General features: G+C 44.3%; 16 protein-coding genes and 1 riboswitch. Of the genes, 7 read left to right on the top strand and 9 right to left on the bottom strand.

The features are described 5' to 3' along the window. Position 1: 1 nt before the first annotated feature. From P8596_RS07520 to P8596_RS07505, 4 genes are all read right to left on the bottom strand, one after another. Complete coding sequence (locus P8596_RS07520; protein WP_224520571.1) at positions 2 to 763, bottom strand: ABC transporter permease; 762 nt, start codon at positions 761 to 763, stop codon at positions 2 to 4. Beyond that, positions 760 to 1053, bottom strand: coding sequence for a thiamine-binding protein (locus P8596_RS07515; protein WP_061810949.1), 294 nt, complete (start codon positions 1051 to 1053; stop codon positions 760 to 762). The genes P8596_RS07520 and P8596_RS07515 overlap by 4 nt, the downstream gene beginning before the upstream one ends. A gap of 12 nt (positions 1054 to 1065) precedes the next feature. After that, positions 1066 to 2052 carry an ABC transporter substrate-binding protein gene (locus P8596_RS07510; protein WP_279726521.1) on the bottom strand — a complete coding sequence of 329 codons (987 nt, stop codon included), beginning with the start codon at positions 2050 to 2052 and terminating at the stop codon, positions 1066 to 1068. 167 nt (positions 2053 to 2219) lie between these two features. Beyond that, positions 2220 to 2329, bottom strand: a riboswitch (TPP riboswitch). Positions 2330 to 2378: 49 nt separating this feature from the next. Then, positions 2379 to 3302 (bottom strand): phosphotransferase enzyme family protein, encoded by a 924-nt coding sequence (locus tag P8596_RS07505; RefSeq protein WP_279726519.1) that lies wholly within the window; start codon positions 3300 to 3302, stop codon positions 2379 to 2381. Positions 3303 to 3388: 86 nt separating this feature from the next. On the opposite strand from P8596_RS07505, the gene P8596_RS07500 reads away from it, so the two are divergent. After that, a complete protein-coding gene (locus P8596_RS07500; protein WP_279726518.1) occupies positions 3389 to 4291 on the top strand; it encodes an aldo/keto reductase in 903 nt (300 codons plus the stop codon). 45 nt (positions 4292 to 4336) lie between these two features. Here the strand turns inward: P8596_RS07500 and P8596_RS07495 are convergent, their stop codons facing one another. The 3 genes from P8596_RS07495 to P8596_RS07485 form a co-directional block, all read right to left on the bottom strand. Beyond that, positions 4337 to 4522: a Fur-regulated basic protein FbpA gene (locus P8596_RS07495; RefSeq protein WP_034763185.1), complete on the bottom strand. Its 186-nt coding sequence runs from the start codon at positions 4520 to 4522 to the stop codon at positions 4337 to 4339. A 137-nt stretch (positions 4523 to 4659) separates the two neighbouring features. Further along, the gene (locus tag P8596_RS07490; RefSeq protein WP_034763183.1) at positions 4660 to 5553 is read right to left on the bottom strand and encodes a cation diffusion facilitator family transporter; all 894 of its coding nucleotides are present in this window, start codon (positions 5551 to 5553) and stop codon (positions 4660 to 4662) included. Positions 5554 to 5733: 180 nt separating this feature from the next. Continuing rightward, positions 5734 to 6063, bottom strand: a complete 330-nt coding sequence (locus P8596_RS07485) for a hypothetical protein (protein ID WP_224520576.1) — start codon at positions 6061 to 6063, stop codon at positions 5734 to 5736. A gap of 300 nt (positions 6064 to 6363) precedes the next feature. Here P8596_RS07485 and P8596_RS07480 point away from each other — a divergent pair, with 300 nt between their 5' ends. The 5 genes from P8596_RS07480 to P8596_RS07460 all read left to right on the top strand — a co-directional run bounded on the left by P8596_RS07480 (position 6364) and on the right by P8596_RS07460 (position 12309). Next, entirely contained in the window at positions 6364 to 7689 is a 1326-nt protein-coding gene (locus P8596_RS07480; RefSeq protein ID WP_279726978.1) for a hemolysin family protein, read from the top strand. Between the two features lie 257 nt (positions 7690 to 7946). Continuing rightward, entirely contained in the window at positions 7947 to 9359 is a 1413-nt protein-coding gene (locus tag P8596_RS07475; protein ID WP_279726517.1) for an ABC transporter permease, read from the top strand. Between the two features lie 11 nt (positions 9360 to 9370). Further along, a complete protein-coding gene (locus P8596_RS07470) occupies positions 9371 to 10069 on the top strand; it encodes an ABC transporter ATP-binding protein (RefSeq protein ID WP_279726515.1) in 699 nt (232 codons plus the stop codon). Between the two features lie 158 nt (positions 10070 to 10227). Continuing rightward, the gene (locus P8596_RS07465; RefSeq protein ID WP_279726513.1) at positions 10228 to 11514 is read left to right on the top strand and encodes a GntP family permease; all 1287 of its coding nucleotides are present in this window, start codon (positions 10228 to 10230) and stop codon (positions 11512 to 11514) included. Between the two features lie 18 nt (positions 11515 to 11532). Then, complete coding sequence (locus P8596_RS07460; RefSeq protein WP_034763177.1) at positions 11533 to 12309, top strand: 3-hydroxybutyrate dehydrogenase; 777 nt, start codon at positions 11533 to 11535, stop codon at positions 12307 to 12309. Positions 12310 to 12352: 43 nt separating this feature from the next. Here the strand turns inward: P8596_RS07460 and P8596_RS07455 are convergent, their stop codons facing one another. After that, complete coding sequence (locus P8596_RS07455; protein WP_481900323.1) at positions 12353 to 13960, bottom strand: SLC13 family permease; 1608 nt, start codon at positions 13958 to 13960, stop codon at positions 12353 to 12355. 193 nt (positions 13961 to 14153) lie between these two features. On the opposite strand from P8596_RS07455, the gene P8596_RS07450 reads away from it, so the two are divergent. Further along, positions 14154 to 14783: a YczE/YyaS/YitT family protein gene (locus P8596_RS07450; RefSeq protein ID WP_061810945.1), complete on the top strand. Its 630-nt coding sequence runs from the start codon at positions 14154 to 14156 to the stop codon at positions 14781 to 14783. Positions 14784 to 14864: 81 nt separating this feature from the next. Here the strand turns inward: P8596_RS07450 and P8596_RS07445 are convergent, their stop codons facing one another. After that, positions 14865 to 15209, bottom strand: coding sequence for a hypothetical protein (locus P8596_RS07445; RefSeq protein ID WP_279726512.1), 345 nt, complete (start codon positions 15207 to 15209; stop codon positions 14865 to 14867). Between the last annotated feature and the right edge of the window lie 41 nt (positions 15210 to 15250).

Here is a 15250-nt window from a genome sequence, read left to right as displayed (position 1 = left end):
GTTATTTGTCCTCCTTTCGATTCCACTTCACCATGACTCTTTCTAATAGTACGATGAGTCCAAAGAACAGCAGGCTTAGGAGCATGATCATGAAAATGGCGACAAACACCCTGTCGGTCCTGAAGGAAGAGGATGCAAGAGTCATATAGACGCCAATCCCTTTTTGAGCACCAAGCCACTCCGAAATGACCGCTCCCATCACACTATAGGTAGCGGAGATTTTCAAACCGGAGAAGATGGAAGGCAGTGCATGTGGCCACTCCACTTTCCGGAAAATCTGTCCTTTGGTTGCACCGGACATTTTCATATAAAGAATATACTCTCCATTCGTCTGCCTGAATCCATCCATCGCCGAAACAGCCACAGGAAAGAAACAAATCAAGGTAATGACGATGATTTTGGGCAGGAGTCCGAATCCGAACCAAATGACAAGGAGAGGGGCCAATACAATGATGGGTATATTCTGAGATAGGATCATGAGAGGATAGACCGCTTCCCTTACCTTAGGGAGGAGATGCAGTACCACCGCTGTCCCGAGCCCGATCGAACAGCCGATCGCAAACCCTGTGATCGTCAGAAATGCCGTTGATGAGAAATTCCCCTTGAACTCAGACCACGAGGCAATTCCTTCTTCCCATATCTCTGAAGGCGACGGCATCAGCCAGGCTGGCACCTCAAATAATTTAATGGCCACTTCCCAAATGATGAATAAAAGGATGAGGACCAAGAAGGGTCTCCATCCTTTTGAAATCCAAGTCCTCATCCTTTATATTTCTCCGTTAAGTCGTCCATTTCGATCCCATCCGGCTGGTACAATACTTTGATCTGGGAAATGACATTTTTGCTTCCTATTTCAATCATTCGTTCATTCATCTGTTCAATCACCTTGAATAATTGTGACAGATTCCCCTCCATCGTCGTTTCCAAAGGATGGACTTCATATCGCACTCCCGATTTTTCGATGATTGCGATCGCTTCATCCACATATGGAATCACATCTTCACCGTTCTTGGTCTTTGGAATGATTTGTATGCTTACAAGTGCGTTCCCCATTTTGTTCACCTCTTATTTTGGTAAGAATTCGTTCGTGAATGCTTTCTTGCTTTCGAGTTTCTTATCTAATAAATCATTTTCATACATCCATGACGCATAGTTCTCCCAGACTTCCAGTTTCTGCTCTCCCCATCGGTCAGCATCATCTTTATATTTGGGTGCGAGCCATTCCTGACTCTTCATGACCAATTCTTTATCAAGATCTGGAGCTGCATCTAATAAAATCTCTCCCGCTTCTTTCGGGTTGTCGATTGTGTATTGATACCCTTTGGAAGCAGCTACCATGAATGCCTTGACCGTTTCAGGATCTGAATCGATCATTTTCTCATTTGTTGTAAGTACTGGAGTGTAGTAATCCAGTTTATCGGAATAATCCTTTACATACATCATGTTCAACTCTTCACCGCGGAGTTCAGCTTCAATTCCTGTCCATCCATAATAAATCCAGGCGAAGTCAACGTCCCGTTTAACGGCAGTAAAGAAATCGGTGTCTCCCATGTTGATGAAATTCACTTTTTCTACATCCGCGTTTTCTTGCTTCATGATTGAATCCATAACGGCTTTCTCAACGGGTGAACCCCAGCCGCCATAGCTTTTCCCTTCAAAATCCTTTGGTTTTGTAATACCCTTACTCTTCGGGGAAGCAAACCCCGACGTATTATGCTGTATGATGGCAGCTATGGATACGATGGGTACATCCTGGACCCTCGCTTGAGTGACACCTTCCTGATATCCAACTCCGAAATCGGCTTTCCCCGATGCAACGAGTTGATCGGCACCCGCTTCCCCGGGCAGGATGATGTCTACATCCAGTCCCTGATCCTTGAAGTAGCCTTTTTCTTTCGCTACATACAATCCAGTGTGGTTGGTATTTGGTGTCCAGTCGAGTACGACATTTACTTTTTTAAGATTGTCCATCTTCTCATCGGCTGCATCTTCCCCACCGTTACAGGCGGATAAAAGAAGTACAGAGCAGATGAGGAACATCCATTTTTTCATGATGATTCCTCCTTCGGTCTTTTGCGGTCGTAACGTCTCATTCCTATATTCTTCGCTTATTCTGGAAAATGAATGTAAACCAAAGGCAGTTGAGGCGTAAATTCAGGGGTGAAACAAAAAAACGCCCCAAGCTTCAGCCGCGGGACGCATCGTTAAACAGGTTATGTATCGTTTAAGAGAATGTTTCCTACGCTGGTATCAGCCAGTTCAGGTTCAAAGGGTCAGTATCTACAGGATACAATCTCAACCGGCCACTCCGGTCCCCCTACACGTGGAATATGAAATTTAACGTTATCTTCCTCCCTACTTTGCCATAGAATGAAAGGTTATTCAAGCTTTTCCTTCTCATATTGAAAGACTCCATGAAAATAAGCCGATGCAAACAGTTCCTCGATGAAATTCATGCACGAAGCACCCGCTTCTGTATATCCCTGATGATAGGTTAAAAAGGCATATTGCAGGAGAAAGAGAATGACTATTGACGGCAAGATCCTTTTCTCTCCTGCAGTCAAAGGGGCATGCCTTTCATATCCTTTCATAAATGCCAGAATCCATTTCATTGACTCATCTTTTTTCTCTTTCGGGGCTGCTTTGAGCATACCTGCGAGGAAGTAGCCGATGTCAGTAATCCGGGGTGCCGTCCGGATTCGTTCAAAATCAATGATCCCGCACACTTCTCCTCCCTGCATCAAAATATTCCCCGAATTGTAGTCGCTATGAACGAATTGATGTGGCAAACACCGGTAGGGATGCTCCCACCCCTTCATCTTTAATAAGATCACTTGCCCCCTTATGCCGATCGATTCAGTTTCAAGCTCCTTCACCCATTCTGTTACATGACTTTCAATCTCCCAGCCCTTCGTTTCATAATGACACCGATAGTCTTTAAGGATGAGATGAAGGGTTGCAAGGTATGCTCCTGCATTTGTCAGGGAGTCGGCAGACCATTCCTTCAATGGCGTTCCTTCAAGGGCCTCATAAAGAGAATAGATTTGCTCTTCTTCTTTTACATAAGGAAGTTGTGAGCAAGTTAATAGAGGGGATTCAACGTTAAGGTGATGACTCATTAAATAATCGGTTAAATAGAGCTCCTCCATCCGATTTTCAGGGGAAGAATACACTCTTCTTTTTAAATAGAAGGTCTTTCCTTCTGCCTTCACTTCCGTAACATCAGGATGAAGAAGAAGTGTTTTGAAGGAAGTGGGATCCATTCCCCAATGACGTACAATATCCTGAAGAGGTTCAATCATTTCTATTTCCTTTCCATACATAGTAATATACTTGTAGTATGACTTTGAAAGAATATACACATACCATACGAAAAGAGGTTTCACCTATGCAAAGAATACAAATGACAGAAGACTTATCATTCTCGAGGATCATTCATGGATTATGGAGACTATCAGACTGGAAGCAGTCCAAGGAAGATACGTTATCATTGATCCAACACAATATTGAAAACGGAATCACAACGTTTGACCATGCCGATATTTATGGTTCTTATATGTGTGAAACCTTATTCGGTGAGGCGCTAGCCCTCCAACCATCCTTGCGGGAGAAGATGGAGATCGTAACAAAATGCGGCATCGTCCTGCCTTCCGACAATCGACCGGAGCACAAGACGCATCACTACAACACGAGTAAGAAACATATTCTCACCTCGGTTGAACATTCTCTCCAACAATTAAAAACGGATTACATTGATCTCTTGTTGATTCACAGACCGGACCCATTCATGAACGGGGAAGAGGTAGCTGAAGCCTTCACACAATTAAAAGAAGAAGGGAAAGTCCGTCATTTCGGAGTATCCAACTTTAAAGACCATCAGTGGAATATGCTTCAATCTTATTTACCATTTCCATTGATCACAAACCAGATTGAATTATCCGCCTATCACCTGGAGAATTTTGAAGACGGCACGTTGAACTTCTGTCAGGAAAAGCGTGTGGCTCCCATGGCATGGTCACCACTGGCAGGAGGGGCGATCTTCAAGGGGGAAGATGAGAAAGCGGTCCGCCTTCAACATACATTAAAGAAAGTCCAGGAGGAAACAGGAGCGAAGGGGATCGACCAGATTCTATACGCGTGGCTGCTTAACCATCCGGCCAACATCATGCCGATTGTCGGATCAGGTAAAAAAGAACGGATCCAGCATGCAATCGACTCTCTTTCCATCCAATTGGATCATGATCAATGGTTTGAAATCCTGCAAACATCCATGGGACATGATGTTCCTTAATGAGTACATGAAAAAAGACGATCCTTTCTTTAAAGGGTCGTCTTTTTATTGAGCTATATCTCCACCAACATAATATTCAAGGTACACATCCTGCAATTCATCCATTGAAAGTTCATAGAGCTGCTTACCGAACGATTTATAGACGCCGATCCTCAATAACTGTTGTATATAAAAGTCTTTTTTAAATTCGGGTGTTTTGTTCTGTTCAGATTTCGTTTCTTGATGTAGCATGTTCATCCCTCCAGTTGAGGATATACCCCATACATGGAGAGACATAAACATCCGTTTCCCATTTTTCTTGAATCGATCTTTTAAAAACCCGTCACTCCAATCATGAGAGGGAGCTTCTTCATAATATTCCCAATCGATCATGTACAACTATGATGATGTCCCTCGAGCACGGTTTCCCCTTCCACTTGGATAGTAGAGTGATGAATACCAAACTCTTGTTCAAGAAAGGATGACAGCTGTACTAAAATTTCATCCCGATTCACTTCATCCCCTACGACGACATGGCAGCTTAAAGCTTTAAAATCCGAAGTGATGGACCATACATGAAGATCATGGACTTCCCTTACCCCCGGGACCTGTGACAGGCTCCCAGACACCTTTTCCATATCAACATCTCCCGGAGAACCTTCCATTAGAATATGAATGGAATCCTTCGTCACCCTCCATCCGGAGATGACAATAAGAATCGCTACGATGACAGAAGCAATCGGGTCTGCCAGATTCCAATCAAAGAAGTAAATAAGAAGACCCGCTATGATGGCTCCGACTGATCCGAGCATATCCCCCAGTACATGAAGGAACGCACTGCGGACATTCAAATTATGTTCGTTGTCCCCTTTCATCAGGATCCAGGCGACAATGATGTTCACAATCAAGCCGATTATGGCGATGATCATCATGCCGGGTGATACAGCGGGAGTATCGATGAAGCGACGGTAAGCTTCCCAGAAAATATAAAGGGAAACCAGGATCAGGGTGATCCCGTTCAAAAAGGCAGCTACGATTTCAAAACGTTTGTACCCGTAGGTCTTACCCATATCCGACGCCTTCTCCCCTATATAGAAAGCGGCCAGACTTAAGCCAAGTGCCGCTGCATCACTGAGCATATGCCCTGCATCTGAAAGAAGAGCGAGACTATTTGTCACCACTCCCCCCACCACTTCAACAATCATAAAAGAAAAAATGAAAAGAAAGCTGATTAATAATGCTTTTTTATTTTGGTTGTGGCCATGACTGTGATCGTGACCCATAAAATATCCCTCACTTTCAAATGTTTTCTTCTAAGTACATGAATACTATTCACTATTATACGTACCGCCGCTTCCATTAAGCAAAAATATGGCATCCACCCTATGAACAGGACGGCTCCGGAAGCCGATCTTTGAACATAAAAAAACCCCGGACACTGAATCCGGGTTTTCGCTGAAGGATTAATTTTGTTGCAGCTTTTTACGCTCCCGCTTCATGAAGAGGTCAAGTGTTACCCAGAACACAACGGATGTAATGGCGAAGATGGCGATGGCGAAGTAAATGTCTTCTGTTTTCCAGTCTAATCGGGGAATAAGCAGGCCCAATACACCTGATAATATATAGTAGCCTCCAATTAATTGCAGGTATAACCGTCCTGTTTGGGATTGAAGGTTTTCAAGATACCCTTTTCCTGCTTTGCCGAAGAAAATGGCTACTCCTCTTAAAATGACATAAACCGAAAAGGCAATGATAAGGGATACAACAAACTCTTGATTAAAAACGTCTGCCATGATCGTCCTCCTTTCCAATTATCCAGTGTTTTGAATCCTAAATGATTGTATTGTTCATAAATATTCACTATGATGAAATCATGAATCTTTCCGGTTAATCGTTATATCTCAGAATAACCCAATGCGTGTTGCATTTCAATGACAATGGATAGGAATGTAATACGTTAAAGGATATATTCAATTCATAAGGATTTCAAGTGGCATTCGGCCCTCAATTCTTACGTAATCATGACTATATTATACAGGAGGTGATTGAAGCGAAAGAATGGGACAACTTCCCGTTCTTTTGACTTCTACTACTTGGATATTTTAATTAATTTACTACTTGTCACCCTACTGATCGGATTGACAGCGTTCTTCGTCGCTTCTGAATTTGCCATTGTGAAAGTAAGGGGTTCGAGAATCGATCAGTTGGTCTCTGAAGGAAATCAAACCGCTGTTGCTGCGAAAAGGGTCATTTCCCATCTCGACGAATACCTTTCTGCCTGTCAGCTGGGGATTACTATCACCTCCCTTGGACTTGGCTGGTTAGGAGAACCAACCATCGAAACCTTGCTTCACCCATTATTTGAAAAGTTTGATTTGAATCCGTCCATTTCTAGTATCATTTCATTTGCACTGGCTTTTTCGGTCATTACCTTTTTGCATGTGGTAATAGGGGAATTGGCTCCGAAGACATTCGCCATCCAAAAAGCTGAAAAAATCACCTTATTATTTGCCAAGCCGCTCATTTGGTTCTACCGGATTGCGTATCCATTCATTTGGACCTTGAATAGTTCGGCACGTGTGTTTACAGGCATGTTCGGTTTGAAACCGGCCTCAGAGCATGAAATCGCCCATTCGGAAGAAGAGCTTAGAATCATTCTTTCCGATAGCTATAAGAGCGGTGAAATCAACTCTTCCGAATTCAAGTATGTGAATAAGATATTTGAATTCGACGAGCGCATCGCCAAGGAAATCATGGTCCCCCGTACAAACATTGTGACTCTATCCGCTGGATCCACCATTGATGAAGTATTATCGGTCATTAAGGAAGAGCGGTATACGAGATACCCTGTCGTGGATGGGGATAAGGACAATATCCTCGGGGTCGTGAATGTGAAGGAACTCTTAACGACCCTCGTGAATCATAAAAGCGAGCATGAAGACGTAACCTCCTTCATTAAGCCCGTCATTCGCGTCATTGAAACCATCCCGATTAAAGCCCTGCTCCTCAAGTTGCAAAAGGAACGCTCCCCGATGGCCGTCCTTCTTGATGAATACGGAGGAACGGCAGGTCTGGTTACGGTGGAGGACATCATCGAAGAAATCGTCGGTGAGATCCGGGATGAATTTGATATCGATGAAATTCCTGAAGTCCAGAGGATAAAAGAAGATCATTATATTTTCGACGCCGTCATGCTCATTGAAGACGTGAATGACCTTCTCGGCATCTCGATTGAAGAAGAGGAAGTCGACACAATAGGAGGCTGGTTCCTCACTCAAAAATATGAAGTCAAGCCTGAAGATAAGATTGAAGAACAAGGCTACTGCTTTAAAGTAAAAGAAATCGACGGCCACCATATTCAGTATCTGGAAGTCACCAAAATGAACAGCGCCAAAAATAAAACGAACGGGTCTGATTAAAGTCCCGTTCGTTTTTTCTATGCCCTGATAATATCGTTGGATTGTTCTTTTCTTTCTTCCAACAAGGATTTATATTTCCTGCCCCCTCACATTTAACCTTTCGGACATTATTCGTTCATATTTTGGCCACATTTGATGGATAAGCTATTTCTGTAGATCCGGTTTATAACTACCGGGCTGTACAGGAATCATGGAAAAGGCGGGTCGAAAAATAAAACACGCCCACAAATTATTTGAATGGATAGGAGTAGAGGAGAATGAATTTTATTAAGCGTGCCTTTTGGAGTGTGAAAGCACGAATGGGGAAGAGCATTTTATTACTGATCGTCCTGACGGTCATATCCGTATTGGTGCTCTCAGGATTAACGATCCAGACCGCTGCGGATCAATCCAGCATCTTAGCACGTGAGAAATTAGGCGGCGAGGTGACATTGACCGTGGACCGGGAAAAGCTCATGGAACAGCAGCAAGGACAGGATCAAGATGGTGGAGGAAGACAAAGATTCCAATCAGTCCCCGTCCCCCTTGAATCTGCTGAAGAACTTATCGATTCCACTTATGTAAAAGGCTACAACTACTACTCTTCCACTTCTGCCCTCGCCAAAGATTTTACTGCTGTAGGCAGCGAGGAAGCAACGGAAACTAGTGATCAAGGAGGACCTGGAGGCGGCAGGATGATGGCCGGGGATGTATCTGTAGAAGGAATTGTATTCTCAGATTCAACAAGTTCATTCATGAATGGAGATGCATCCATCGTCGAAGGTCGTCATCTAACTGAAGAGGATTTGAACAAAGACGTAACACTTATCGAAAAAAACCTTGCCTCCGAAAATGACTTGAAAGTCGGGGACTCGATCACTTTAGCTAATACTGATGGTACAGAATCCACCCTTGAGATTGTGGGAGTCTATGAGACCACAGCAGAAATGGATGAAAGAGCTCAAAATTTTACCTTTTTGAATCCATACAATCAGCTGTTTGTTCCTTATACCGTAGCGAATACTTTAAAAGGCACAGGTGATGCGATCGATCGAGCCGTCTACTATATGATGGACCCGGCTGATATTCAAAGCTTTATAGCAGATGCAGAAAAATCTTCTATTGATTTTGATCAATACAAGCTGGATGCTAATGACCAACTATATCAACAAATGATGGGACCGATTGAAAATGTAGCCTCCTTCTCAAACAATGTTGTACTCCTGGTCACCATCGCCGGAGCCATCATATTGGCGCTCATCGTCATGATGACTATTAGAGAAAGAAAATATGAAATGGGTGTGCTCCTGGCCATTGGTGAAAAAAAAGCGAAACTAGTCAGCCAATTCCTTGTTGAGATTTTGATTGTGGCCGTTTTGGCCATGGGGATCTCTACTATGACAGGAAACCTGGTTGCCAATCAAATAGGTGAAAAGCTTCTTCAGCAGGAAATCACTCAGTCAGAAGAAGCAACCGACACACCAGCATCATTCAACTCACGCCGTATGCCGTTTCAAGCTTCAAACGTACAGGATGTGGACGCTGTGAATGAATTGTCCATTCATACGACAGGTGAAGACCTTATAAAATTGTTCGGAATCGGGATGATGGTGGTATTACTTTCAACAATGATTCCATCTTTGACGGTATTGAGATTAAACCCTAAAGCAATCTTAACAAAACAGGATTAAGGAGGACTATGATGAGTACCCTTTTACAGTTTGAAAATGTCAGTTACAACTATAAACAAGATTCTAAAAAACAGCATATATTAAAGAATGTGACCGCTGAATTTAAACGGGGCACCTTCTATACTTGTGTCGGTCCATCAGGCTCCGGGAAAACAACCTTCCTATCCCTGGCAAGCGCATTGGATTCACCTACCGATGGACAAGTACTATTCGAAGGAAAGAACATACGCAAAATCGGTTTATCTACATTTCGGAATAAATATGTTTCCATCGTCTTTCAATCCTACAATCTCTTGCCCTATATGACAGCTCTGCAAAACGTACTGACGGCTATGGAGATTACAAAATCCCAGGCCAAGAACAAAAAAGGATTTGCCCTGGAAATGCTCCAAAAGGTGGGTATCTCTGAAGAACAGTCGCGTCAAAGGATCCTCACTCTAAGTGGCGGCCAACAACAGCGGGTTTCGATTGCGAGAGCACTTTCATGTCAGTCAGAACTTATTCTGGCAGATGAACCGACAGGGAACCTTGATGAAGATAACGCCGGTGGGATCGTTGATTTGTTGAAAGATCTTGCCCATAAAGAAAACAAATGTGTCATTGTCGTAACCCATGATCAAGGTCTGGCACAGAAATCGGACACCGTCATCACCCTTTCAAAAGGAAACCTCGTCTTCAAGGATATGAGGAATGTGGAACAATTCATTTAAGTGAAGTACTGACCGAAAGGCTGCCGCATAAGCAATGCGGCGGCCTTTTCAATTGCTCCTGTTCCCCACACTTCTCCATATGATAAAACCCATCCACATAGAATAAATCCATTCATTATTGGAAAAATAAGCGGAAATAGATAGTTAAGAGGTGAATTATGACTAGCATCATCGTTGGATTAATCCTGCTTATGGTTTTAGCGTATTTAGGATGGTCGATCATCTGGATCGCGCCGCTGGTTGCAGGTTTGGTTGCGTTAATGAGTGGTCTCGATCTGCTGCCGGCCTATACAGAAACGTATATGACAGGGTTTGTGGACTTTGCAAAAGAATGGTTTCCTGTCTTCCTGTTCGGGGCCATCTTCGGAAAGTTGATGGAAGATGTAGGGGCCGCTCAATCCGTTGCATACAAGATCACCAACATTATCGGGAAAGACAGGGCCATTCTGGGAGTACTGATTGCAGCAGCGGTATTGACATATGGCGGTGTCAGTTTATTCGTGGTGGTGTTTGCCATCTATCCACTGGCGATCGCCATGTTCAGAGAGGCGGATATTACTCGGAAATTACTGCCACCAACCTTTGTATTAGGTGCTTTCACCTTTACCATGACAGCAATCCCCGGTACACCACAGATCCAGAACCTGATACCGATTGATTACTTCCAGACATCACCTACTGCCGCTCCCATCATCGGGATCACCGGGGGGTTAATCATGGCGGTTGGCGGGTACTTTTATTTAAGATGGCGTCAAAAGCAGTTCACGGCGAAGGGCGATGTTTTCACCGAACCTAAAGGCGGGAATGATGTAAAAGAGATTAAAGAATCGGAGCTTCCGAACTTCTATCTCTCGTTTCTGCCACTTGTCATCGTCGTCGTTACATTGAATGTCTTCAAGTGGAACATCCTGACTGCCCTTCTTGTCGGAATCCTTTCAATATTACTTATTAATTTCAAACATTATAAGAAATTCATTCCTGCTGTCAATGGAGGGGCCAAAGGTTCTGTGATGGCCGTGATCAATACGAGTGCCGCCGTCGGGTTTGGGGCTGTCGTGACAGCGGCACCCGGTTTCAAGACATTAACGAAACTCATCCTGGGCATCAAAGGGAACCCGGTGATCTCAGAAGCAATCGCTGTGCAAACATTGGCTGCCATAACGGGTTCTGCTTCCGGAGGGATGGGAATTGCCCTGGAGGCGCTGGGAGATAAATATTATGAGCTTTCACAGACAAGCGGAATCAGCGCAGAAGCATTCCACCGAATTGCGTCCATCTCTTCCGGTGCATCGATTCTGCCTCATAATGGCGCTCTCCTGACCCTATTTGCCGTAACGGGACTTACTCATAAAGATTCATATCTAGATGTTGCCGTTGTCGGGCTGCTTATTCCGACAATCGCGGAAATCGTTTCAATCATACTAGCCAATATGGGAATTTACTAATTCGAGGAGGAAATCAAAATGGTCAATGACAAAGTGGTATTTATTACAGGTGCTGCAAGAGGGATCGGATTTGAAATCGGGGAACATTTTGCCCAAAATGGTGCAAAGGTCGTCCTGTCCGATATCAATCAAGAAGGATTGGATGAAGCGGTAGATGAACTAAAAAGCAGAGGGTTTGAATGCCTTGGCATTAAATGCGACGTAACGAGTGAAGACGACGTGAAGGCCGGAATCGATAAGACCGTAGAACACTATGGACGGATCGATGTCCTGATCAATAATGCAGGGCTTCAACATGTTTCACCCATTGAAGATTTTCCGATTGAAAAGTTCGAACTATTAATCAAAATCATGCTGACCGCCCCATTCATTGCAACAAAATTTGCTTTTCCACATATGAAAAAGCAAAAGTTTGGTCGGATCATCAACATGGCCTCCATCAATGGCCTGATTGGATTTGCCGGAAAAGCTGCCTATAATAGCGCGAAGCATGGTGTCATCGGGTTGACAAAAGTCTCGGCCTTAGAAGGTGCTGAACACGGGATTACGGTCAATGCTATGTGTCCCGGTTACGTGGATACTCCCCTTGTCCGCAACCAGCTGAAAGATATCTCCACCACCCGTGGTGTTGAGCTTGAAAAAGTATTGGAGGATGTCATTTATCCCCTTGTCCCACAAAAACGATTGCTATCAGTAGAAGAAATTGCGGACTACACCATCTTCCTTGCAAGTGACAAAGCAAAGGGCGTAACCGGACAAGCTGTAGTGTTGGATGGTGGATATACAGCCCAGTAATACTGCACAGCAAAAATCGGATCAGAAACCTGATCCGATTTTTTTACTTTAAATGCCCAGGGAATGCACCAAGGTCCACCCCCCACACGAGCGGCATCACAAAATAAATCAACAGGGTGATAAACACGATACTGATCAAATTCAACCAGACGCCCGCTTTCACCATATCCCCCATTTTGATATAGCCAGACCCGAAGACAACGGCGTTCGGTGGAGTGGCAACCGGCAGCATGAAAGCACAGGATGCAGCAAGCCCGGCGGCTACCATCAGGCTGTAGGGATGAACATCCAAAGCAGCAGCCAATGCTGCCATAATCGGAAACATCATCGTGGCTGTAGCCGTATTGGACGTGATTTCCGTCAGAAAAATGACAAAAGTGGTCACAGCTGCAAGGATGATAATGAAAGAGACACCATCAAGGACCGTCAACTGCTTTCCGATCCATTCTGCCAAGCCTGTTTCCTTGAACCCCTTGGCAATGGCGAGTCCTCCCCCGAATAGAAGCAGGATACCCCATGGCAGCTTCTTGGCATCCTCCCAGTTGATCAATCTTGCCTCTTTCCTTCCTGGAAGAAGGAAGAGGACAAGTGCCCCCGTCATGGCAATGATCGTGTCATCTAAAGAAGGAATCCACTTGTTCAATAAGAAGGAACGAGTGATCCAGCAAAGGGCAGTGGCCGTAAAGACAGTGAGAACGAGCTTTTCCTCAAATGAAATGCGCCCAAGGGAACGGTTTTCCTGTTCGACGATTTCCCTTCCCCCCGGCAGTTCTTTTATTTTCAAAGGAAACGCCACTTTAATGAGATACCACCATGTTACGATGAGGAGAATGGCTGCAAGAGGGACTCCGAACAGCATCCACTTTGCAAAGGAGAAATCGATACCATAGAGCTGTTTCACAACAGCTGCGAAAATGGTGTTCGGTGGCGTTCCAATTAATGTCCCTAATCCTCCGATCGATGCACTATAGGCAATCCCCAGCATGATGACTTTACTGAAGTGCCCTGTTCTATTCGCTCCCTCCTTCTTTAAGCTTTCATTCACCTGGTAAATCACCGCGGTTCCGATCGGCAGCATCATCATAGCCGTTGCCGTGTTCGAAATCCACATGGACAGAAACCCCGTAGCAAGCATGAACCCAAGGACAATCCGTTCTGTACTCGTCCCAATCAGCAGGATGATGTTCATGGCGATTCGTTTATGTAAATTCCATTTTTCCATGGCAATCGCGATGATGAACCCGCCCATAAACAAAAAGATGGTCCCATCTCCATAAGCAGATGTGACATCCCCTGACTGCAGTGCCCCGGTAACGGGAAACAGGATGATCGGCAGAAGGGATGTAGCCGGAATTGGAATCGCTTCCGTAATCCACCAAATCGCGATCCAGACGGTTCCCGCAAGAACCCCCACTGCTTCTTTGGACAATCCTTCAGGAGAAAAGAACAGGATGATAAGAAAGAATAAAACCGGCCCTAACATAAATCCGATTTTTTTCCCGGGATTTGCAGTCGGTTCCGGAGAACGATCCGTCTGCATCCCTCCATTTACCCCAGCTGGAGTACTTCCCGATGTAAAAAACCTGAACGTGTCCAATACATCAGCATGCCACTCCCATAGCGTTTTCCAAGCATACTTCACGGTTTGCATCTTATTCCCCCTTTTCTTGTGATACTAGTCCATACCCCTTGAAGAAACCTGTATAAACAAGAACAAACCACAATTTGTCAGATTGACTCATCCCTCCTTATAAACAGAATGAAAAAAGGACCATTTCATCATAAAGCGTTTCATTGTAAAATAATGTTAGAGTAGAGATGACGGTAGGATAAAAGGAGAAACGATGAAAATTTATTGGCAAATCAGCTATTTTGTAATCGGTTTACTTATTTTCAGCTATGGAATCAGCATGTCCATTAAAGTCCAATACTTAGGCATCCACCCATGGGATGTATTAAATATCGCCCTGTTCGACAAGTTCGGGCTGACCATCGGAACGTGGAATATCATTGTCGGTGCCACTCTCATAGCAGGCACGCTTATCTTGAAAGGAAAATACATTCAAATCGGAACCATCCTGAATGGAGTGATGGTCGGCATGCTTGTTGATCTTTTTCTATTTTATGATTTGCTTCCTCCACAAACGGGCCCCGTTATGGACACCTTGATTCTCCTGTCTGCCATTCTGTTCATGGGGGTCGGAGGCGGGTTGTATTCGGCTGCCCATCTTGGAACCGGTCCAAGAGATGGATTTATGCTCACCATTTCAGACCTGACCAATCTTTCCATCAGCAGAGTCCGGATCCTATGCGAGTGCACCGTCTTACTGATCGGTCTACTCCTCTCCGGTCCCGTCTTCGTTTTCACGTTTATTTATACGTTCATCCAAAGTCCCATCTTCCAAAAATCGTTTCTATACTTTACCGAAAGACTCCATACGCGCTTTCCGAATCGAAGCAATATTAGTATGTAATTTAGAAAAGCGGAAGGGGCTCGTACTGGGGGTGAATCAAGAAAGGACAAACCGCCCTAATCGCAGTTTGTCCTTTTCACGTTATGACATTTCGCATGCCACTAAGCCATATTGCCGTCCATGATCAAGCTTCTTGATGAATTGAAACAATTGCTGCACCTCCTCATTATCCCCCTCTCTCTTATAGTAGTCTTCCAGCACCGACAGCATTTCATCAGGGTACATCAGGCATGTATGGCTTCCCCAATCTGTTTGCCTGCCTTCGAATCTTTTATAGTAAATGCCATCCAACAGGGCAAAAAACAGGTCATACCCTTTAGGAAAAAACGGACTGATCCGCTTCGGATAATTATGATTCCAGTCTCCTCCCTCATAATGGAATGTCCGGTCAGTCAAATCACCGATAAAGACTTCAACATCCGCCATCCTATCTCCTCCTCATTCAATAAATGCCTACTCTACATTGT

The organism is Rossellomorea sp. DA94 (assembly GCF_029834455.1).
GTDB classification, from domain to species: domain Bacteria; phylum Bacillota; class Bacilli; order Bacillales; family Bacillaceae_B; genus Rossellomorea; species Rossellomorea vietnamensis.
Note: the sequence above shows the minus strand (reverse complement) of the source record. Positions and strands in the feature narration are given on the sequence as shown.